The organism is Baekduia alba (assembly GCF_028416635.1).
GTDB classification, from domain to species: Bacteria; Actinomycetota; Thermoleophilia; order Solirubrobacterales; family Solirubrobacteraceae; genus Baekduia; species Baekduia alba.
The window spans coordinates 4,648,409-4,668,331 of record NZ_CP114013.1; the positions used below are offsets into that span (position 1 = coordinate 4,648,409).

Sequence of the window (19,923 nt, forward strand, 5' to 3'; positions counted from 1 at the left end):
GCCGCCCGCACCGCGAGCTACTTGATGTACTTGGCGCACTCCTGCACCTTGGCGAGGTCGTCCCCCGCCGCGTCGATGCAGGAGGCGTAGTCGCTCTGGGTGCTGTTGGCCTGCGGCGTCGTGGCGGTCGTGCTCGGCGGCGTGGCCGTCGTGCCCGGAGTCGTCGACGACGCGCTCCCGCTGCCGAGCAGCCCGATCTGCTGCAGGACGCTGCGCAGCTCGCTCAGCGGCCGCGCGCCGGCCGGCTTCTTGATCGTCTGCTGCTGGTTGAGCTGGGCGAGCGTGACGTCGAAGATCACGTGCCCGCTGGTCAGCTGCACGTTGACCGCGACCTTGCGCAGCGTGTGGTCCTTGGCGCCGGTCCAGACGTCGACCTTGGCCGACTTGATGGACTTGGCGATCTTGTCGCGCTGCGCGGCGCTCAACTGCGTCGGGACGGCGGCGCCGGCCGAGCCGGCCGACGACGCCACGCCCTTGGCCTTGCCCAGCAGCGTGCTGACGTCCTCGAGCAGCTTGGGGACGTCGACGCCCGAGGCGATGTGCACGGTCTGCGTGCCGGCGATGTCCTCGGTCCCCTGGTTCTTGGGGTCGGTCAGCCAGCGCAGCGGCGAGATGCCCAGCGCCGACAGCGTCGGCTGGTCGGAGCCCTTGCCCTTGGCGTCGGCCTTGGCCTTCTCGTAGCCCGTCTTGAACGCCTTGTAGAGGTCGTCGCCGAGGTCGAAGGCCTGGCCCTCGATCGTCAGGTAGCCGCCGCCCTGGGCGAAGACCGCGCCGACCGTGACCGGCTTCTCGCTGCCCTGGAAGTCGACGCCGAGCGCGAAGTCCGGCAGCGTGCTGCCGCCGTTGGACTGGAACGGGCCGTTGAGGTGCAGGTCCAGCGGCTGGTTGCCGAGCTGGGAGATGCCCGCGACGTCGAGGTCGGCGTCGACGCGGCCGCTGCGGATCGGGTGGTCGGCGCCGAAGGTGTCACGCAGCAGCGTGGTGGCGTCGGCATCGCCGCCGGAGGATTGGTCGTCGCTCGAGCCGCTGCCGCAGGCGACGGCGGCCAGGGCGAGCGCGACGAGGAGCGCGAGGACGGCGAGACGAGAGGTGATGCGAGGCATGGCGTGGTCCGGCGCGGGCTGGGCGGAGCGTTGCGGCGCCGGAGAGGGGCAAAGCTAGCATCGCGCACGCAGTGACGACCCCGGTTGAACTCCCGCGACGCGGGCGATGCTCGGCATCTGCCCACGCAGTGACGACCCCGGTTGAACTCCCGCGACGCGGGCGATGCTCGGCATCTGGCGCACTGCGTCGCGCGCTGGTTGCCGTTGTGCTCCTGTTGACCTTGACCTGCGCCTCCTCGGCCCAGGCGAAGGGCCCGAGCGTCAAGGCGGAGCTGACCCGGCTGCAGGACGCCGGCCAGCTCGACGCGCCCACCGCCGACGGCTACCGGACCGCCTACGACGACGCGCGCGAGACCCTCAGGCGGCTCTCCGGCTTCCGGCGCGTCCAACTGCGCGCGGTGATCCGCAACGTCGACGCCGCCGCCTCCGGCCACCTCTTCATCCCGACGCGGCTCAAGGCGGAGTTCCTGACGCTCCAGCGCAACCGCGAATATTGGCCCGCCCACCCGTCGCCCCTCCCCCGCGCCGGTCAGCGCACGACCTTCGCCGGCTCGCAGATCGTGTGGCAGTTCTACCCCGGCCAGGGCTGGCAGATCCAGTGGCTCGGGACGTTCGGCAAGGCCAACGCCCTGTGGATGGTCAAGACGCGCGACGACGACCTGCGCCGCCTGCTCGACGAGGCGCTCGGCCTGGCGACCCAGCGCGCCGGCGGGATCGCCTTCGAGTACCTGTTCACCTTCGACGGCGGCCGGCCCCCGTGGGTCAGCGGCCTGGCGCAGGGCACCGCGCTGTCGGCGCTGTCGCGCGGCGCCGTGCGGCTGCGCGACAACCGGTACTTCGACGCCGCCCGCACCGCGCTGGGGATCTTCAAGACGCCGCCGCCCACCGGCGTGCTGCGCAGGACGAGCAACGGCTCGCACTACCTCCAGTACTCCTACGCGCCGCGGCTGCGGATCGTCAACGGCTTCACGCAGTCGCTCAACGGCCTGCACGACTTCGCGGCGCTCGCCAACGACGCCGAGGGCCGCGCGCTCTTCGCCGCCGGCGAGAAGGCGCTGCGCGCCGAGCTCCCGGGCTTCGACACCGGCGCGTGGTCGCTGTACTCGAAGCCGGGGGCGGAGTCCGACCTCGGCTACCACAAGGTCCTGCGTGACTTCCTGCGCGGGCTCTGCGACCGCCTCGGCGGATCGGGCGCGCAGGCCGCGCAGGTGCAGGCGCCGCCGGCCGGCGCCACGACGCCGGCGCCGGCCGCGACCGCCGACCCCAAGCTCTACTGCGACACCGCGCGGCGCTTCACCGCCGACCTCACGACCAAGCCCAAGCTGGAGATCACGGCGCCCGCGAAGGCGCTGCGCGCGAAGGTCGACGCCCACGTGCCGTTCACGCTCTCGAAGATCGCGACCGTGACCATCACCGCGACTCGCGCCGGCCAGGTCGTGCTCAGCCGCACGGCGCGCCTGGCCTACGGCAAGCACTACGTGTCGATCAAGCCGTCGCGGGCCGGGCCGCTGCTGCTGCGCGTCGCCGCGACCGACCTCGCGGGCAACGGCAACGCGGCCCAGGCCACGGTCCACGTGCGCGCGGCGGCGAAGAAGCATCGCGGCGTCTAGGCTTTCGGCTCCTTGGGAGCCCCGCGCACGATCCTCTACACGGGCAAGGGCGGCGTCGGCAAGACGTCCGTCGCCGCGGCCACCGCGCGCCGCTGCGCGGCCGCCGGCCTGCGCACCGTGGTCCTGAGCACCGATCCGGCGCACAGCCTCTCGGACTCGCTGGAGACGAAGCTGGGCCCGGAGCCGGTCGCGGCGGGCGACCTGCTGTGGGGCCAGGAGGTCAGCGCGCAGGACGAGATGGAGCGCAACTGGGCCGGCGTCCAGGACTGGCTCGGCGAGCTGCTGATCGCGCGCGGCGTCGACCGGATCAGCGCCGAGGAGCTGACGGTCCCGCCCGGCATGGACGAGCTGTTCAGCCTGCTGGCGATCAAGGGCCACCACGAGTCCGGCGCGTACGACGCGGTGATCGTCGACTGCGCGCCGACCGGCGAGACGCTGCGGCTGCTGTCGTTCCCCGACGTCGCGCGCTGGTGGCTGGACAAGGTCTTCCCGCAGCAGGGCCGGATCCTCGACGCCGCGCGACCGTTCGCGCGCGCCGTGCTCGACGTGTCGCTGCCGGGCAACGAGGTCTTCGACGACGTGCAGCGCCTGGTCCGCAACCTCATCGCGATGAACGAGATCCTGCGCGACAACGAGCACGTCTCGGTCCGGCTGGTGATGACCCCTGACCGGATGGTGGTCGACGAGGCGCGCCGGACGTTCACCTACCTCAACCTGTACGGGTACCTGACCGACGCCGTGGTCGTCAACCGCGTCTTCGGCGCCGAGGTCGGCGACTACTTCGGCGCCTGGCGCGACCGCCAGCAGGCCCAGCTCGCCGCGGTGCGCGACGCGTTCGCGCCCGTGCCGGTGCTCCAGGCGCCGTACTTCGAGGAGGAGGTCGTCGGCGGCCCGATGCTCGACCGGCTCGGCGACGCGCTCTTCGGCGGCGACGGCGTGGCGCCGGCGCACGCGCTGCACCACGAGTCGGTCTCCGAGCGGCTGGAGCTGCGCGCCGACGGCGCGACGCTGCGGCTCGAGCTGCCCTTCGCCCAGCGCGGCGACATCTCGCTCAAGCGGCTGGGCAGCGAGTTGATCGTGCGCGTGGACGGGCACAAGCGCACCATGCTGCTTCCGCCCGCCCTCGACGACCTCGCCCCCGCCGGCGCGACGTTCGAGGACGGCGCGCTGATCGTGACCTTCGCCCCGGCGACCGCCGATGTCTGATCCCGACGCCCTCGACGAGCTGCGCGAGCGGCTGCGCGCCACGCAGGAGGCGGCCGAGCGGATCGCCGGCACCCTCCCGCCGCAGGGCTGGGCGGCGACGTCGGAGGACGCGCGCTCGGAGACCGCCGCGGAGATCCAGGCGCTCGTCGGCGTCCTGCACGCGCTGCGCGACCTGGTCCCGGACGAGCTGTGGGAGCAGGTGCGCGAGATCGCCCGCCAGCTGCTGTTGCTGCTGCGCGCGCTGCTGGACCTCGTGGTGCAGCGGCTGGGCGCCGAGGGCGCGCCGGCGCGGCCGCGCGGCGCCGGGCCTGACCTCCAGGACATCCCCATCACCTGAATGGGTCGCGTCGCGCGCCTACAATCGGCCCTGATGGCAGGGGCGAACCTCTCGTGATCACCCGCCTGCGCAGGTCGTTCGCCAACCTGGCGTCCGAGCAGCGCCGCGTGGGGCTGGCCGCGCTGCTGGTCCTCGCGTCGATGCTGCTGCCGTGGTACTCGAAGACCACCAACGCCATCACCAAGAACGGGTTGGCCAACGTCCACGAGTCCAAGTTGGCGATCCTCGTGCCGTCGTTCGTGGAGGCGTCGATCTTCCTCGTCGCGGTCGCCGTGTTGGTGCTGATGTTCTTCCGCGGCGAGGGGCGCGCGTTCCACCTGCCCTTCGGCGACGGCATCGTCTGCACGGCCGCCGGGGCGTGGGTCGCGTTCCTGGTGTTCTACCGCTTCATCGACCAGCCGTCGGGCGGGACGTCGAAGAACTTGGCCTACAGCTACGACCTGTCCTGGGGCATCTTCTTCGGGCTGCTGGCCGCCGCGTTCCTGATCTACTCGGGGACGCGGCTGCGCCTCGCGAACGTCGCCGAGCCGCCGCTGCCCGGCGAGGGTCCGACCGCGGTAGCGCCACGCCCGGCGCCCGCGCCGACCGTGGTCGCGCCGACCGCGCCCGACTCGGCCGCGGACCGCGAACGGCGCCGCCGCGAGCGCGAGGCGCGCCGGCGTGGCGAGGACGAGACCGTGACCGCGCCGGCCGCGCCGCCGACGACGCGCCAACCCGCGCGGCCCGACATCGACGGCGGCACGCAGCTCAGCTTCGACGAGCAGGAATAGCGTTCTCCCGCCCCGGGAACCCCCAGGGCATGTTCGGACGACGGCGACGGATGGATGACGCGGTTGACGGCGATCGGGAGGTGGTCGTCGAGCACGGCGCGTCGCTGGCCAAGGGCCCGGCGCTCATCGCGGGCTCGATCCTCGTGGCCTTCGGCCTGGCCAGCCTGCTGAAGAACAACGACTTCCCCTCGTTCTCGTCGTCGTTCCCCGACGGCGAGGTGCAGGGCACCAACTTCCTCGGGCTCGAGGTCAACGGCTGGACGGCCTTCTTCGCGATCACCGCGGGCGCGCTGCTGCTGTTCGGCGCCGCGCAGCACCACCTGGCGAAGATGATGTCGTTGATCGTCGGCCTCGCGCTCGCCGCGTGCGCGGTCATCGCGGTGATCGACGGCCAGGACGTCCTCGGCCTCGCCGCCGCCAACAACTGGACGAAGCTCGCCTTCGCGATCGCCGGCGGGCTGATGCTCCTCAACGCCCTGATGCCGCGCACGACGCGCCGTCGCGAGGTCGTCACGCCGGCCGGCGCCGCGGTCGCCGACGAGGAGCGCGAGGCCGACGCGGATCGCCGCTTCGGCCGCCCGTCGGCCCGGACGGACGCGCCCGTCGCCGCCGCGGAGCCGCGCACGACGGTGGCCGACCGCGAGCGCGAGCCGGTCGGCGCGACCACGGCCGCCGAGGCGCCCACCACCGTCGGCCGTCGCACCGTGCCCGCGGACGAGGCCCCGACGACGACGGGCCGGACCCCGGTCGCCGCCGACGAGGCCGACGCCGCCGACGCGCCGACCACCACGCGCCGCAAGCGCCGCTTCTTCTAGCCCTCGTCCTGCGCGGCGAGCAGCGCCGCGACGATCCGGTCCAAGGCCGCGAGATCCTCCGGCGGCAGCGCGCGCACGGCCGCCGGCGGCGCGCCCAGCATGCGCTCGGCCTTCGCCGCCGCGCGCCGGCCGGCGGGCGTGACCTTCAGGATCTTCGCGCGCCGGTCGGTGGGATGCGGCGTGCGCTCGACGAGCCCCTTCTTCTCGAGCTCGTCGACGATCACGGTGATGTGCGGCGGGTCGGTGCCGAGCTCGGCAGCGAGCTCGCGGCCGGTCATCGGCCGCCACGCCAGCCGCCGCAGCGCCTTGAGGCGCGCGAAGCTGAGCCCGAGCGCGTCGCTGACGGCGCGCAGGCGGTCGTTGTCCAGGACGAGGTCGCCCATCGATCGCCACACGCGCTCGGCGGCGTCCTCCTTGCCACGGCCGCGCCGCCGGTACCCGTCGTCGCCGCTCACGACACCACCTCCGCCAGGCGGCGCGCCGTCTGGTCGGCGGTCCCGAGGGCCCACGCCGACGTCGTCGCGAGACCGAGCGTGAACACGGCGGCGCCGCACCCGGCGACGATCCACCACCCCGCGTGGCTCGCCTCCGCGAAGCCCAGGTGCAGCGAGGCGCCCGCGGCAGCCGCGGTCGTCACCGCGCCCACGATCGCCACGCCCAGCGACTGGCCGATCATCCGCGAGGTCGATGCGATCGCCGCCGCGACGCCGGCCTGATCGGCCGGCATCCCCGAGACGGCGGTGTTCGTGATCGGCGGGTTGACGACGCCGAAGCCGATCCCGAACACCGCGTAGGCGGCGATCAGCCAGCCGACCGCCGTCGTCGCCGTCAGCTCGGTCAGCATCAGGCTGCCCAGCCCGATCCCGGCGCCGCCGATCAGCAGCGGCACGCGCGGCCCGAACGTCGCGACCACGCGCCCGGACACCGGCCCGAACACCATCGCCATCCCGGCCATCGGCAGCGTCAGCAGGCCGGCGTGCAGCGCGCTGAAGCCACGGACCTCCTGCAGGTACAGGGTGTTCAGGAACAGGAAGCCCGCCATCGCGGCGAACGCGCAGACGGCGATCAGGGTGGCGCCCGAGAACGGCGCGCTGCGGAAGAAGCGCAGCTCGATCAGCGGCTCGCGCCGGCGCGGCTCGTAGAACAGCAGCCCGCTCAGCGCCGCCGCGGAGAGCGCGAAGAGCGCGACGATCCGCGTCGACGTCCACCCCGCGCCGGGGCCTTCGATGATCGCGTAGACCAGCGAGGCGAGCATCACGACGACGAGGACCTGGCCGACCGGGTCGACGCGCCGCGCCTTGACGGCCCGCGACTCCGGGACGTAGCGCGCGGCCAGCGCGATCGCCAGCAGGCCGACCGGGAGGTTCACCAGGAAGATCGCACGCCAGCTGATCTCGACGAGCGCGCCGCCGATCACCGGGCCGAGCGCCAGCGAGATCCCGACGACGCCGCCCCAGATGCCGATCGCCTGTGCCCGCTCGCGCGGGTCCTCGAAGGTGTTGCGGATGATCGACATGGCCACCGGGTTGAGCATCGATCCGCCGACGGCCTGCACCGCGCGGAAGGCGATCAGCGCCCCGATGCTCGGCGCCAGCGAGCACGCCAGCGATCCGAGCGTGAAGAGCACGAGCCCGGTCTGGAACACGCGCACGCGCCCCAGCCGGTCCGCGGTCGATCCCGAGACCATCAACAACGACGCGAGCACCAGGGTGTACGCGTCGATCGTCCATTGCAGCTCGGAGACCGAGGCGTTGAAGTCGGTCCGGATGGAGGGGAGCGCGACGTTGACGATCGTCACGTCGAGCCCGACGATCAGCAGGCTCATGCAGCAGATCGCCAGGACGCGCAGCCGCCCGCGGCGGTCGAGGTCAGTTATAGCCATACAATCGTTATAGCACGACAACTATCTCGGCAGGACGATCCCCCGGGCCGCGACCAGCGCCCAGCTGCCCTCCAGCAGCAGGAAGCCCCACTGCTCGTCGTGCAGCGCGAGCGCCGCGAGCAGCGCGCTGCCGCCGAGGTTCAACCACAGATAGGCAGGTGCCGCGGTCGGCAGCGTGCCGACCTGCGACCACACGAACGGGACCAGCACGGCGAGGGCACCGGCGATCTGCAACAGCTCGGCGAGGGACATGACGAGGGACCTCCATGGGTCGCGCGCCGTCGTCGTCCCGGGTACGGCGCACCCTCTCGTCCGGGGCCGGCGCACTGCGCGACCGGCCACCGCTCCACGGTAGCAACGGACCCCGACGGGAGCTAGAAGTCGAGCGGGCCCTGGTCCTGGTAGCTCTGATAGGCGCCCAGGATCAGCAGCGCCGTCGCGAGGAACAGGATCGCGATGCCGATCCCGACGATGCGCTGGTCGCGGAAGATGTGGCCCATCACCGCGAGCACGAAGCCAAAGGCCATCAGCGCGTAGATCGGTGGAGCGGAGAGGGCGCCCAGGAGGAGCACGGGCCGTCACCCTAACCAGGCTCGTAGACTTCGGCGCCCATGCCGGTCGAGCCGAACTCCGTCAGCGACGTCAACGAGGGCCTGCGGGCCACGGGCTACCTGCCCGGCGAGTCCACCGCGCTGGTCAGCTACCTCGCCGCCAAGCTCGGCAAGCCGATCCTCGTCGAGGGTCCCGCGGGCGTCGGCAAGACCGAGCTGGCCAAGGCGCTCGCCAAGTACCTCGGCCGCGAGCTGATCCGCCTGCAGTGCTACGAGGGCCTCGACGAGGCCAAGGCGCTGTACGAGTGGAACTACCGCAAGCAGCTGCTGCGCATCCAGGCCGAGCGCCAGGGCACGGGCTGGGACGACGTCCAGGACGACATCTTCGGCGAGGAGTTCCTGCTCCAGCGCCCGCTGATGACCGCGATCGCCTCGCCCGACCCCGTCGTGCTGCTGATCGACGAGATCGACAAGACCGACCAGGAGTTCGAGGCGATGCTCCTCGAGGTCCTCTCCGACTTCCAGATCTCGATCCCGGAGCTCGGGACCGTGGCCTCCAAGTCGCACCCGGTCGTGCTGTTGACCTCCAACAACACGCGCGAGCTGACCGAGGCCCTGAAGCGCCGCTGCCTCTACCTGTGGCTCGACTACCCCGACCTCGAGCACGAGCTGGAGATCGTCAAGCTCCACACGCCCGAGCTGCCCGACGCCGTCGGCCGCAAGCTCGTGGAGGTCGTCGCGCTGGTCCGCGACCTCGACCTCAAGAAGCCGCCGTCGATCGCCGAGTCGATCGACTGGGCCCGCGCCCTGCTGCTGCTCGGCGCGCAGGACATCGACAAGGACGTGTTCAACGACACGCTGTCGGTGATCGTCAAGCACCGGACCGACCTCGACGTCGTCGCCGAGCGGGTCGGGGTCAAGCTCAGTGCCCCCGCAGCCCCATAGGAACGCGCGCCGCGCGGGAGTCCACGGCTCGGCGCAGCTCGAGCGCCCTGGCATGGCCGGGCGCCTGCTCGAGTTCGGCGAGGAGCTGCGCGGCGAGGGCGTCGCGATCGGGACGTCTGAGCTGCTGGACGCGTTCGTCGCGCTCCAGCACGTCCCCTGGACCGCGCAGGTCGACTTCCGCGAGGCGCTCGCCGCGACGCTGGCCAAGTCCCAGGACGACCGGCGCGTCTTCGAGCTCGTCTTCGACCGCTTCTTCTTCCGCGCGGCCGAGCTGGCCGCGATCGAGGAGGGCGTGCGCGAGGCGGGTGGGATCTCGCCCGACGACGCCGGTGCGCTGGACATGGAGGAGCTGCGCCGCCAGGTCGCCCAGGCGGTCCGGGACGGCAACGAGGCGCTCATGCGCGACCTCGCGCGCCTGGCGATCGCCGCGTTCGGGCGCCAGGGCGAGGGCTCCGGCGTCATCGGCGTCGACGTCCAGCGCATCCGGCGCTCGCTGGCGCTGCGGACCGACCCGCAGCCCGAGCTGCCCGAGGAGGACCCGCGCCGCGACGGCCTGCCGCGCGACGAGATCCGGCGCTTCGAGCAGATGCTGCGCAAGGAGCTGGAGCGCACGCAGATCGAGCGCACCGAGCAGCTGTCGCCCGCGCGCCCGCTCAACGAGCTGGACCGCGCGCTGCCGTCCGGCCCGCTCCAGGACCTCGCCGCGGTGCATCGCGTCGTCGCCCAGCTCAAGCGCCGGCTCAAGACGCAGGGCAACGAGCAGCGCGGGCAGAAGCGCCACGCCGCGGTCGACATGCGCAAGACGATGCGCGCGTCGCTGGAGTTCGGCGGTGTCCCGGCGGTCATCAAGGAGAAGCCGATCCGCCCGCGGCGACCCGAGATCTACGTGCTCTGCGACGTGTCGACGTCGGTCACCAGCGCGTCGGTGTTCTTCCTGTCGGTGCTGCACGCGCTGCACGACTCGTTCCGCAAGATGCGCTCGTTCGTGTTCATCGAGCGGATCTCCGAGGTCACCGAGATCTTCGCCAAGGAGCGCGACTTCAAGGCCGTGTCCGAGGCGATCGGACGCGACTCCGGCGTCGCCGACATCTCCGGCTACACCGACTATGGCCGGGTCTGGACCGAGTTCCGCGAGCTGGTCGAGGACGACCTGCACCCGCGCGCGACGGTCATCGTCCTCGGCGACGCGCGCACCAACGGCCGCGACCCGCGCGCCGACATCTTCGCTCAGATCTCCGCCAAGGCCGGCCGCACCTTCTGGCTCAACCCCGAGCCGCGGTTGTACTGGAACTACGGCGACAGCGTCATCAGCGCCTACGAGCAGCACTGCGAGGCCTACGAGTGCTGGACCACCCAGCAGCTCGAGGACTTCGTCAAGGCGCTCACGCGCCCGATGCGCCACTAGCGCGCGACCGTCGCGGACGCTCTCGGTTGCGGTGTGGGCGCGCATGGGTAGGGGTGCGACATGTCGCGTTCGCCGCTCGCCGTCCTCCTCGTCGCCGTCGCCTGCTGCGCCGCGTCGCTCGCGCCCTCCGTGGCGGGTGCGGTGCAGGGGTCGCGCTACCACGACGGCGTGACCTCGACCGCGGGCGTGGTGGCGACCGAGTCGCCGGCCGCGGCGCGAGCCGGCCGCGCGGTGCTCGCCAAGGGCGGCAACGCCATCGACGCGGCGGTGACGACGGTCTTCGCGCTGAACGCCGCGCGGCCGCAGTCCTGCGGGATCGGCGGCGGCGGGTACATGATGTACCGGTCGCCCGACGGCAAGACGCGCGCGCTGGACTTCCGCGAGACGGCGCCGGCGGCGTTCAAGGCCGACTCGCTCCTGCCGCCCGGGCTGCACAAGACGTTCACCGGCCACCTGACCGTCGGCGTGCCCGGGACGCTGGCCGGGATGAACGCGGCGCTGGAGCGCTTCGGCACGCTCTCGCTGCCCGAGGCGCTGGCGCCGGCCGAGAAGCTCGCGCGCGAGGGCGTGCACGTCACGACGTCGCTGTCGGGCGCGACGGCGCGGCGCCAGAAGGACATCGCCCTGTTCCGCGCGGCGGCCGGCATCTACCTCAAGAACGGCCAGCCCTACGCGCCCGGCGACCTGCTGGTCAACACCGACCTGGCGCGCACGCTGCGCACCATCATGCGCCACGGCATCGGCGCGTTCTACGGTGGGCCGATCGCGCGGCTGATCGTCCGCGACATGCGCGCCCCGCGCCCGGACACCAAGGACCCCGGGTTGCTCACCGTCAAGGACTTCAAGGCCTACAAGCCGGTGTGGCGCATCCCGCTGCACGGCACCTACCGCGGGCGCGACGTGTACGCGATCCCGCCGTCGAGCTCGGGCGGGACGACGATGCTCGAGATGTTGAACATCCTGGAGGGCTATGACCTGCACGGCATGGGCGAGGGCAGCGCGCAGGCGATCACGGCGATCGCCGAGGCGCAGAAGATCGCCTGGGCCGACCGCGGCGCCTACACCGCCGACCCGGCCTACCAGCGTCAGCCGACCGCCCAGCTGCTGTCCAAGGACTACGCCGCCGCGCGGCGGAGCGAGATCAACCTGAGCAAGGCGGGGTCCTTCCCACCCGGCGTCTTCCCGGCCGGCCCGACCGCGCTCGGCGCCGGCGAGGACGTCAATCCGCGCGGCTCCACGACCCACGTCAGCGTCGTCGACGCCAAGGGCGGCGCCGTCGCGGTCACGTGCACGATCGAGCAGGAGTTCGGCAGCACCGTCGTCGCGCCCGGCACCGGGTTCCTGCTCAACAACGAGCTGACCGACTTCAGCAGCCCGGGCACGGCCAACGCGCCGGCGCCGGGCAAGCGCCCGCGCTCGTCGATCAACCCCACCATCGTGGTCCAGTCCGGCAAGCCGGTCCTGGTCGCCGGCGCGGCCGGCGGCTCGACGATCATCATGGGCCCGACGCTCGCGGTGATCGACACGGTGGACTTCGGGATGACCCTCCCGCAGTCCGTCGACGCCGAGCGCTTCGACGACCAGGGCACCAACAAGCTCATGATCGAGGACGGCCGGATCGCGCCCGACGTGCTCGGCCAGCTCACGAGCGAGGGCTACACCTTGACCAAGCAGGGCGAGTACGGCGTCGTCCCGCGCATGCAGCTCGCGGGCCTCGCCCCGGGCCCGGCCGGCCTGGCGACCGCGGTGTCGGACTCCCGCTCGGACCGCGGCTCGCTGGCGGTGCCGCCGTCCGCGCCGCCGCCGGTGAAGGCGCCGGCGCGGTAGGCCCCGCTACGGGCCCGAATTGCCATCCGGCTCCGGTGCGTGTCGTCTGGTGTCCCGTATGCGGACATCGGACGACACAGATCGAGGATTCGCCGCCTACAGCGCACCCCTCGACCTCAGCGCGTTGCGCTACTGTGACCAGCGGTAACACAGGGGGGCTCGCGGACGCGGGCTGAGATAGCGCCTAGGAACTCCCGGCGCTGACCCTTCGAACCTGTGGGGTAATGCCCGCGGAGGGAGCGATGGCGACGAGGCTCGAGGCTCCGGAGGTGGAGCCTCGCGACGTTGAAGGCGACGTGCAACTCACCGGCGTGACGCGGCGGTTCGGCGATGTCGTCGCCCTGAGCGACGTGTCGCTCGCGGCCGCCCCCGGCGAGGTCGTCGCCGTCGTCGGACCCAGCGGCAGCGGGAAGTCGACGCTGCTGGAGCTCGTCTGCGGCCTCCAGGCGCCCGACGCCGGGACCGTGCGGGCCGACCGCGCCGTCCTGATGCCCCAGCGCGACCTCCTGCTCCCGTGGCTCGACGCGCGTGACAACGCGGCGCTGCCGCTGCGGATCGCGGGCGTCAAGCGCGACGCGGCGCGCGCGCAGGCGCACACGCTGCTGGGCGAGCTCGGCCTCGACGGCTTCGAGCACGCCCGGACGTGGGAGCTGTCGGGCGGCATGCGCCAGCGCGTCGCGGTCGCGCGCACGCTGCTCTCCGGCGCGCCGCTGCTGTGCCTCGACGAGCCGTTCGGCGCGCTGGACGCCATCACGCGCGGCGAGGCGCAGGCGTGGCTGGCCGCGGTCCTGGCCGCGACGCCGCGCACCGTCCTGCTGGTCACGCACGACGTCGAGGAGGCCGCGGTGCTCGGCGACCGCATCGTCGTCCTGTCGGCGCGGCCCGGCCGGGTGGTCGCCGACCTCCGGGTCGACCTCCCCCGCCCGCGCGATCCCACCGACCCGGCCGTGGTCGCGGTGCGGGCGCGCGCCTTCGAGGCGCTGCGCGAGGGGCGGTCGTAGCCCGCGATGCTCGCCGTGCTCATCGTCCTCGCCCTGCTCGGCGCCTGGGAGCTGTACGCCCGCCTCGGCGGCGTCGACGACTTCATCCTGCCCGCGCCCGACCAGGTCGCGTCGTCGCTCTGGCACGACCGCGGCCTGTTGTGGGACAACCTGCTCGTCACGACCCAGGAGATGGTCCTTGGGTTGCTCCTGTCGCTCGTCTGCGGCGCGGCGCTCGCGCTGGCGCTCCACCGCTTCCGGCCGCTGCGCCGCGCGACCTACCCGCTGCTGGTCGGCACGCAGGCGGTCCCGATCGTGGTAATCGCCCCGCTGCTCGCCGCGTGGTTCGGCTACGGGATCCTGCCCAAGCTCGTGATCGTCGCGCTCGTCTGCTTCTTCCCGATCGTCGTCACGACGCTCGACGGGCTGCGCGCGGTCGACCCCGAGCAGCACAAGCTGCTGAAGACCCTCGGCGCCTCGCCCATGCAGACGTTCCGCTGGGTCGAGGCGCCCGCGGCGCTCCCCGCGGCGCTGAGCGGCGCGAAGATCGCGGTCGCGGTCGGCGGGATCGCCGCGGTCTTCGCCGAGTACTCCGGCTCCGAGAGGGGCCTCGGGCACCTGCTGCTGCAGTCGATCCCGCAGCTGGAGACCGCGCGCGCCTGGGCCGCGGTCGTCGTCCTCGCCGCCCTGGCCATCGCCTGCTTCTCCCTCCTCGCCCTCGCCGAGCGCCGCCTGGCGCCGTGGGCCCACCGACGAAAGGACCTCGACGCATGACGTCGCGCATCCGGCCCCGCACCGCCGTTCTCATGGTCATTGCCTTGGCCACCGTCCTCGCGCTCAGCGCGTGCGGCGCCAAGAAGGACGTCACCACCACGCGTGGGCCGGTCGACCACATCACCGTCGTCCTCGACTACCTGCCCAACGCCGACCACGCGCCGATCTACGCCGCGCAGAAGATCGGCGCGTTCAAGGCCGCGGGCCTGGACGTGACGCTCCGCGTCCCGTCCGACCCCGCCGCGCCGCTCAAGCAGGTCGCCGCCGGGCAGGCCGACCTCGCGATCTCCTACGAGCCCGAGCTGCTGCTCGCGCGCGACAAGGGGCTGCGGGTGGCGTCGGTCGGCGCGCTGATCCAGAAGCCGCTGACGTCGATCATGTCGCTGCACGGCAAGGTCAAGACGCCCAAGGACCTCGCGGACGCGAAGGTCGGGACGGCGGGGATCCCGTACCAGTCGGCCTACCTGAAGACGATCGCCTCCGAGGCCGGCGTGGACCCGGGCTCGATCGACGAGGTCAACGTGGGGTTCAACCTCGTCCCGAGCATGTTGTCCAAGAAGGTCGACGCGACGCTCGGCGCGTTCTGGAACGTCGAGGGCGTCCAGCTCCAGCGCCAGCACAAGGACCCCACCATCATCAAGATGGACGAGGCCGGCGTGCCGACCTACCAGGAGCTGATCTTCGCCGCCGACATGGACAAGCTGCGCACCAAGGGCTACGGCGCGATCGTGCGGCGCTTCCTGCAGGCGGTGTCGCGCGGCGCGAAGGCCGTGAAGGCCAACCCGCAGCTGGGCGCCGACGCGCTCGTCGCCTCCGACAAGGACCTCGACGCGGCGACGACGCTGGCCCAGGTCAAGGCGACGCTCCCGGTGTTCTTCCCCGAGGACGCCAGCTACCCGTGGGGCTATCAGAACGCCGACGAGTGGAAGGCCTACGGGCAGTGGATGTTGGACAACAAGCTCGTCCAGGCGCTGCCGCGGGCGACGTCGATCACGAACGAGTTCCTGCCGGGGCGCGGGATCTAGGGGGCTGGGCGGCGTGAGCGCGGACGTGCGGGTCGACCACTGGGTCGCGTTCGCCGACGGGCCGGGTGGCGGGAACCCGTGCCCGGTCGTGCGCGGCGCCGACGGGTGGAGCGACGCGGAGATGCAGGCCGCGGCGGCGGAGCTCGGGCACGAGACGTGCTTCGTGCTGGCGCCTTCCGGTGGCGCCGACGCCGTCGTGCGGCTGCGCTACTTCGTGCCGCGCCACGAGATGGAGATGTGCGTCCACGCGACGGTCGCGGCGAGCGTGGCGCTGGGGTTGGAGGACGGCGCGGGCGTCGAGACACCGCTCGGCGTCCGGCGGGTGTGGCGACCGAGCGCCGGCGCGGCGCTGGTGGAGCAGTTCGCGCCGGAGGTCGGGCCGGTCGTCGAGGACGTCGACGCGGTCGCGGCCGTCCTGGGCGGCGCCCGTCCCGTCGCGGAGGTCCGCTCGGTGTCCACGGCGCGCGCCAAGCTCCTGGTCGGGCTCGCCGACGAGGCGACGCTCGACGGGCTGGCGCCGGACTTCGAGGCGCTGTGGACCCTGTGCGACCTGCTGGGCACGACCGGCATCTACGCCTACACCTTGAACGCCCGCGACGCCGACGTCGCGGCCCGGCAGTTCCCGGTGCGCGCGGGCTTCGACGAGGACCCGGCGACCGGTGTGGCGGCGTGCGCGCTGGGCGCGTGGCTGGCGGGCGCGGGCGACGGGTGGCATCGGCTGCGCGTCGCGCAGGGTCGCGCGATGGGCCGGCCGTCGCTGATCGACGCCGAGGCGCTGCGCGCCGACGGCGCCGTGGTCGCGACCCGCGTGGGCGGCGAGGCGGCGCCGGCGGCGCCGTGATCGCCGACGGCTACCGGCTGGTCGAGGGGTCCCCCGGCGTCGAGGACTACCTGATGCTTCGCGAGTGCGCCGGCCTGTCGGCGAAGCGCCGCGACCAGGCCGAAGCGGGGCTCGGCGAGGCGATCCTGACCGCCCTGCTGTCGCGCATCCGCGACGGGGCGCCACCCGGCGCGTGGGTCAACCTGCTGGCCGACCCTCCCGGCCACCGCCTCTACGGCCCGCCACGGCTTCACGCCGGCGGCGCCGGAGTCGGTCGGCATGGCCGTCACGCTCGGCTGATCCGCGCGGCGGGGTCGGCGCTACGCCGCGGCCGCGAAGCGGGTCGCCGCGCCGGCGCCCGTGGCGAGGCCGCCGAGCGCGTGGATGCCGGCGAGGCCCATCCAGCCCTCGTAGGCGGCGAAGTAGTCCAGGACCTCCTCCTCGGTCGCGCGCGCCGAGGGGCGGCCGTCGGCCAGCGCGCGGCCGACGAGCTTGATGTAGGCCAAGTCGCCGGCGGGCAGGACGTCGTGGCGGCCCTGGCCGTGGAGGGCGAGCACCGCGATGGTCCAGGAGCCGATGCCCGGGATCGCGCGCAGCCGGCGCCAGGCCGGCTCCGGGTCGGCCGCCCACAGGTCCGCGCGGCCGGAGGCGACCTCGCCCGACGCCCTCACGAGCGAGAGCGCCCGCGCCGCGCCGAGGTCGAAGGACTGCAACAACGCGGGCGCGGTCCCCGCGAGCGTCGCGGCGGTCGGCAGGTCGTGCAGCGTGCTCGTCCCGTCCCAGCTCGGCGCGCTGCGCCCCAGCCGCCACACGATCAGCCGCTCGATCCCGGCGGCACGCTCGTACTCGATCAGCTGCTCGCAGATCGCCCACGCGAGCGCCTCGAACGGATCGACACGGCGCGTCACGCGCAGATGCGGCCGCGACCGGACCGACGGCCCGATCAGCGGATCGTCGCGGAACCGCTCGTAGAACCCGCGCAGCGACTCGTCGACGCCGAACGCGACCCGCACCCGCGCGATCGCCTCCTCGCACAGATCCGTCGCCGCACCCCGCGCGCCGATCACGACCCGATCCGCCGCCGGCTGCGCGGCCCGCACCACGACCGGAGCATCCTCGACATGCACCAACCGCTCCCAGACCCCACCGCGCCGCCGCGCGACACCATCCATCCCACCACCACCCGGCAGACGGAACGGCCACGCTGGCCTCACTTCACGGCGAACTTCGATCATCGGGCGCGGGAGGCTACGCGCTGGAGCAGACGCCGGCCGCGACAAGCCCGCTCCTTGCGGGGGTCGGCGGAGACACGGCGCGCCGGAGGCACCGGGACAGGCGACGACCGGTGCCGCAGCGCCCGAAGCGCGTTGACGCCCACCGCGGCCAACGACGCCGCGCGCCCTCCGCGGCGAGCGGGGCGCGTGAACCGAGGACGAAGGACGACCACCGACCTCCCCCGGCGCTTCTGCGCCCCGCATCGTCGTGGCTGACGGCGCCGGGCGAGCGCCGGCGGGCGGCCGCCCGTCAAGCCGGTCGGTGCCGTCAGGCGCGACGAGGCGGCGCGCAGAAGCGCCCGGGGGCCTCAGTCTCGGTTCAGGAGGTGGATGTCCACCAGGAACGACCGCGAAGCCCGGATCTCGCCGAAGCCCTTGCCGTCCTTGCGGCGGGTCACGCCGCGGCGGGCCTTCTTGGCGCGGTGGCGTCGGACGACGGCGACCGTCGCCGCGCCGGCGGCGAAGCCGGTCACCGCGACCGCGGCCGCCTGGACCGCGACGGGGCCGGCGGAGACGACCAGGCCTCCGCGACCGGCGACCGGCGTGGGTGCCGGCGCAGGGACCTCTCCCGGGCCTTCCGGCACGGGCAGGGCGTCGACCACCTCTGCGTCGTCGTCGGACTCGGCAGCGACGGTCTCTGGACGCAGCGGCTCGCTCACGACGACCTAGGATGCCGCATCGGCACGACGACCGCGATCAGGTCGCGCCCGAAGCGGTGTCGTGACCGCGCTCGCGCGCGCCCACCGTCCGGTTGCCCGTCGCCTCCGAGGCGGTCCCGAAGACGTAGTCCCAGTACGGGGCGCTGATCCCGAAGCCGCGCTCGTCGTCCTGGAAGTGATGGCGCATGTGCAGCTCGCGCAGCTTGTGCCCCACGGCCGTGCGCGGCTTGTGGTGGTGCACGTGGTAGTGGAGCATGTCATAGGCCAAGTACCCGGCCAGGAATCCGCCGCCGAACACCAGCGTGGCGTCGTAGCCCAGCACCAGCCAGAACGCGCCGAGCACCACCGCGCCCAGCGGCAGCGACACCGACGGCGGCATGACGAGCCGCAGCGGATCGTTCGGATGATCGTGGTGGACGCCGTGGATCATCCAGTGCAGCCGCATCCCGATCTCGCTCTCGTACGGCTCGAAGTGGAACACCACCCGGTGCAGCCAGTACTCGAAGAGCGTCCAGAAGACGTAGCCGGCGAGCAGCAGCAGCACGCCCTGCAAGGCGCTCATCCGGCCGAGCCCGGTCACCAGCATCAGGGCGATGATCGGGCCGAAGATCAGGGGCGGCACCGACGGATGGACCCGCGTGAAGCGATCCAGCAGCCGGCTCTCGAACATCGGCGGGGAAGCCTTGAGATCGTCGGACCGTGCCATTAGGCCAACCTTATCGCGCGTTGCAACGTGATTGCACGCGCAATCGGAGATCAGCGGCTCAGAGATCGCGGCCGTAGACGCGGTACTTCTTGACGATGCGGCCGTTCATGGCCTCCATGCCCCGGTTCATGGCCCGGTTGGTCTCCAGGATCCAGCCCATCTCGCCGCCCTTGATCCGCGGATGGCGGGCCGATGTGTCGAAGTGCTCGACGTACAGCGCGGCAGCCGCGCCCGTGTGCTGGTACTTGGGCTTGACCCCCAGGAACCCCACCCGGACCTTGTCGATCGTGTGGCCCTTGCGCAGGAAGTGCCACCACCCCAGCGGCAGCAGCTTGCCGTTCATGCGGCGCTGGACCTGGTTGAGGTCCGGGAACGTCATGGCGATCGCGACCGGCTCGTCGCCGATCTCGGCGACCATCATCCAGTCGCGGTCGAACGCGAGCTGCAGCTCGACGCCGTACTGGTCCAGGTCGGCCTCGTCGTAGGGCACGAACCCGAAGTTGCGCCGCCACGCCCGGTTGTAGATCTCGCCGAAGACGTCGAGGTCGCGGCGCAGGCCGCGGCGCGTCATCCGCCGGATCCGGACGCCGTGCTTCTCGACCGCGTCCTTGGCCAGCTCCGGCAGGATCGGCAGCATCTGCTCGCGGTCGGAGATGTCGAGCTCCCACATGAAGAGGTCGACCTCCTTCTCCAACGCGACGTCGGCGCCCTCCAGCAGCCGCTGGTAGTACGGCGGGTGCCAGGGCTGGCGGACCATCGGCGCCAGGTCGTGGCCCTCGATGACGATCCCCGACTCGTCGTTCATCGTGAAGTCGGCCGGCCCGGTCATGCGCGCCATGCCGCGCGCCCGCAGCCAGTCCTCGGCCGCGGCGATCAGCGCGGCGGCCGCCTCGGAGTCGTCCTCGCAGTCGAAGAACCCGAACCACCCGCGCCGGTCCTCGTGGTGGCGGTTGTAGGCGTGGTCGACGTGCGCGCTCACGCGGCCCACGACGCGGCCCTCGCGCTCGGCGACGAACAGCTCGAAGTCGACCCGGCGAGCGTAGGTGCCCAGGCGCGGGCGGCGGCTCAGGAACAGCCGGCGCTCGAGCTTGAGCTGGGGCACGAACGGCGTCCCCGCGTGCAGGCGCACCGGAAGGTCGATGAACCGGCCGACGTCGGCGAAGGAGCGGGCGGAGCGCACGACGACGGACATCAGGCGCACGACCCTAGCGAAGGGCCTGCCGGACCGACCCAG

21 protein-coding genes are annotated in these 19,923 nt (G+C 72.8%); 12 read left to right on the plus strand and 9 right to left on the minus strand.

The annotated features are described in order from the left end of the window. Nucleotides 1–17: 17 nt before the first annotated feature. A complete protein-coding gene (locus tag DSM104299_RS23210) occupies nt 18–1,103 on the minus strand; it encodes a hypothetical protein (RefSeq protein ID WP_272474044.1) in 1,086 nt (361 codons plus the stop codon). Between the two features lie 215 nt (nt 1,104–1,318). Between DSM104299_RS23210 and DSM104299_RS23215 the strand changes: the two genes are divergently transcribed. The 5 genes from DSM104299_RS23215 to DSM104299_RS23235 are packed head-to-tail and all read left to right on the plus strand — an operon-like array spanning nt 1,319 to nt 5,841. Further along, the gene (locus tag DSM104299_RS23215; protein ID WP_272474045.1) at nt 1,319–2,713 is read left to right on the plus strand and encodes a D-glucuronyl C5-epimerase family protein; all 1,395 of its coding nucleotides are present in this window, start codon (nt 1,319–1,321) and stop codon (nt 2,711–2,713) included. Nucleotides 2,714–2,725: 12 nt separating this feature from the next. Beyond that, a complete protein-coding gene (locus DSM104299_RS23220; RefSeq protein WP_272474046.1) occupies nt 2,726–3,919 on the plus strand; it encodes an ArsA family ATPase in 1,194 nt (397 codons plus the stop codon). Next, nucleotides 3,912–4,256: a hypothetical protein gene (locus DSM104299_RS23225; protein WP_272474047.1), complete on the plus strand. Its 345-nt coding sequence runs from the start codon at nt 3,912–3,914 to the stop codon at nt 4,254–4,256. Before DSM104299_RS23220 ends, DSM104299_RS23225 begins: the two co-directional genes overlap by 8 nt. 53 nt (nt 4,257–4,309) lie before the next feature. After that, nucleotides 4,310–5,026 (plus strand): hypothetical protein, encoded by a 717-nt coding sequence (locus DSM104299_RS23230; protein WP_272474048.1) that lies wholly within the window; start codon nt 4,310–4,312, stop codon nt 5,024–5,026. 50 nt (nt 5,027–5,076) lie between these two features. Next, on the plus strand, nt 5,077–5,841 hold the full coding sequence (locus DSM104299_RS23235; RefSeq protein ID WP_272474049.1) for a DUF4383 domain-containing protein: 765 nt from the start codon (nt 5,077–5,079) through the stop codon (nt 5,839–5,841). Here the strand turns inward: DSM104299_RS23235 and DSM104299_RS23240 are convergent. The 4 genes from DSM104299_RS23240 to DSM104299_RS23255 form a co-directional block, all read right to left on the minus strand. Further along, entirely contained in the window at nt 5,838–6,296 is a 459-nt protein-coding gene (locus tag DSM104299_RS23240) for a MarR family winged helix-turn-helix transcriptional regulator (protein ID WP_272474050.1), read from the minus strand. The two genes, DSM104299_RS23235 and DSM104299_RS23240, sit on opposite strands and share 4 nt — an antisense overlap. Next, the gene (locus DSM104299_RS23245; protein WP_272474051.1) at nt 6,293–7,723 is read right to left on the minus strand and encodes an MFS transporter; all 1,431 of its coding nucleotides are present in this window, start codon (nt 7,721–7,723) and stop codon (nt 6,293–6,295) included. Before DSM104299_RS23245 ends, DSM104299_RS23240 begins: the two co-directional genes overlap by 4 nt. A gap of 21 nt (nt 7,724–7,744) precedes the next feature. After that, nucleotides 7,745–7,975: a CBU_0592 family membrane protein gene (locus DSM104299_RS23250; RefSeq protein ID WP_272474052.1), complete on the minus strand. Its 231-nt coding sequence runs from the start codon at nt 7,973–7,975 to the stop codon at nt 7,745–7,747. Nucleotides 7,976–8,097: 122 nt separating this feature from the next. Next, nucleotides 8,098–8,295, minus strand: a complete 198-nt coding sequence (locus DSM104299_RS23255) for a hypothetical protein (protein ID WP_272474053.1) — start codon at nt 8,293–8,295, stop codon at nt 8,098–8,100. 39 nt (nt 8,296–8,334) lie between these two features. Here DSM104299_RS23255 and DSM104299_RS23260 point away from each other — a divergent pair, with 39 nt between their 5' ends. From DSM104299_RS23260 to DSM104299_RS23290, 7 genes are all read left to right on the plus strand, one after another. Further along, nucleotides 8,335–9,219: an AAA family ATPase gene (locus DSM104299_RS23260; RefSeq protein WP_272474054.1), complete on the plus strand. Its 885-nt coding sequence runs from the start codon at nt 8,335–8,337 to the stop codon at nt 9,217–9,219. 52 nt (nt 9,220–9,271) lie between these two features. Further along, the gene (locus DSM104299_RS23265) at nt 9,272–10,624 is read left to right on the plus strand and encodes a VWA domain-containing protein (RefSeq protein WP_272474055.1); all 1,353 of its coding nucleotides are present in this window, start codon (nt 9,272–9,274) and stop codon (nt 10,622–10,624) included. Between the two features lie 60 nt (nt 10,625–10,684). Beyond that, nucleotides 10,685–12,451 carry a gamma-glutamyltransferase gene (gene ggt, locus DSM104299_RS23270; protein ID WP_272474056.1) on the plus strand — a complete coding sequence of 589 codons (1,767 nt, stop codon included), beginning with the start codon at nt 10,685–10,687 and terminating at the stop codon, nt 12,449–12,451. A 269-nt stretch (nt 12,452–12,720) separates the two neighbouring features. Then, the gene (locus DSM104299_RS23275) at nt 12,721–13,452 is read left to right on the plus strand and encodes an ABC transporter ATP-binding protein (RefSeq protein ID WP_272474057.1); all 732 of its coding nucleotides are present in this window, start codon (nt 12,721–12,723) and stop codon (nt 13,450–13,452) included. Nucleotides 13,453–13,458: 6 nt separating this feature from the next. After that, on the plus strand, nt 13,459–14,205 hold the full coding sequence (locus DSM104299_RS23280; protein WP_272474058.1) for an ABC transporter permease: 747 nt from the start codon (nt 13,459–13,461) through the stop codon (nt 14,203–14,205). Then, the gene (locus tag DSM104299_RS23285; RefSeq protein WP_272474059.1) at nt 14,202–15,230 is read left to right on the plus strand and encodes an ABC transporter substrate-binding protein; all 1,029 of its coding nucleotides are present in this window, start codon (nt 14,202–14,204) and stop codon (nt 15,228–15,230) included. Before DSM104299_RS23280 ends, DSM104299_RS23285 begins: the two co-directional genes overlap by 4 nt. Nucleotides 15,231–15,243: 13 nt before the next feature. Continuing rightward, nucleotides 15,244–16,071, plus strand: a complete 828-nt coding sequence (locus DSM104299_RS23290) for a PhzF family phenazine biosynthesis protein (protein WP_272474060.1) — start codon at nt 15,244–15,246, stop codon at nt 16,069–16,071. 299 nt (nt 16,072–16,370) lie between these two features. Here DSM104299_RS23290 and DSM104299_RS23295 read toward each other — a convergent pair whose 3' ends face one another. From DSM104299_RS23295 to DSM104299_RS23310, 4 genes are all read right to left on the minus strand, one after another. Then, nucleotides 16,371–17,153 carry a DNA-3-methyladenine glycosylase family protein gene (locus DSM104299_RS23295; RefSeq protein ID WP_272474061.1) on the minus strand — a complete coding sequence of 261 codons (783 nt, stop codon included), beginning with the start codon at nt 17,151–17,153 and terminating at the stop codon, nt 16,371–16,373. Between the two features lie 479 nt (nt 17,154–17,632). Beyond that, entirely contained in the window at nt 17,633–17,983 is a 351-nt protein-coding gene (locus DSM104299_RS23300; protein ID WP_272474062.1) for a hypothetical protein, read from the minus strand. Nucleotides 17,984–18,020: 37 nt separating this feature from the next. Further along, on the minus strand, nt 18,021–18,653 hold the full coding sequence (locus DSM104299_RS23305) for a sterol desaturase family protein (RefSeq protein ID WP_272474063.1): 633 nt from the start codon (nt 18,651–18,653) through the stop codon (nt 18,021–18,023). Nucleotides 18,654–18,747: 94 nt separating this feature from the next. After that, the gene (locus DSM104299_RS23310; protein WP_272474064.1) at nt 18,748–19,881 is read right to left on the minus strand and encodes a hypothetical protein; all 1,134 of its coding nucleotides are present in this window, start codon (nt 19,879–19,881) and stop codon (nt 18,748–18,750) included. Between the last annotated feature and the right edge of the window lie 42 nt (nt 19,882–19,923).

Excerpts from the sequence above, each read along its gene's own strand:
- DSM104299_RS23210 (WP_272474044.1), bottom strand. The coding sequence starts at position 1,103 with ATGCCTCGCATCACCTCTCGTCTCGCCGTCCTCGCGCTCCTCGTCGCG.
- DSM104299_RS23225 (WP_272474047.1), top strand. The coding sequence starts at position 3,912 with ATGTCTGATCCCGACGCCCTCGACGAGCTGCGCGAGCGGCTGCGCGCC.
- DSM104299_RS23235 (WP_272474049.1), top strand. The coding sequence starts at position 5,077 with ATGGATGACGCGGTTGACGGCGATCGGGAGGTGGTCGTCGAGCACGGC.
- DSM104299_RS23245 (WP_272474051.1), bottom strand. The coding sequence starts at position 7,723 with ATGGCTATAACTGACCTCGACCGCCGCGGGCGGCTGCGCGTCCTGGCG.
- DSM104299_RS23250 (WP_272474052.1), bottom strand. The coding sequence starts at position 7,975 with ATGTCCCTCGCCGAGCTGTTGCAGATCGCCGGTGCCCTCGCCGTGCTG.
- DSM104299_RS23260 (WP_272474054.1), top strand. The coding sequence starts at position 8,335 with ATGCCGGTCGAGCCGAACTCCGTCAGCGACGTCAACGAGGGCCTGCGG.
- DSM104299_RS23265 (WP_272474055.1), top strand. The coding sequence starts at position 9,272 with ATGGCCGGGCGCCTGCTCGAGTTCGGCGAGGAGCTGCGCGGCGAGGGC.
- ggt (WP_272474056.1), top strand. The coding sequence starts at position 10,685 with ATGTCGCGTTCGCCGCTCGCCGTCCTCCTCGTCGCCGTCGCCTGCTGC.
- DSM104299_RS23280 (WP_272474058.1), top strand. The coding sequence starts at position 13,459 with ATGCTCGCCGTGCTCATCGTCCTCGCCCTGCTCGGCGCCTGGGAGCTG.
- DSM104299_RS23285 (WP_272474059.1), top strand. The coding sequence starts at position 14,202 with ATGACGTCGCGCATCCGGCCCCGCACCGCCGTTCTCATGGTCATTGCC.
- DSM104299_RS23305 (WP_272474063.1), bottom strand. The coding sequence starts at position 18,653 with ATGTTCGAGAGCCGGCTGCTGGATCGCTTCACGCGGGTCCATCCGTCG.
- DSM104299_RS23310 (WP_272474064.1), bottom strand. The coding sequence starts at position 19,881 with ATGTCCGTCGTCGTGCGCTCCGCCCGCTCCTTCGCCGACGTCGGCCGG.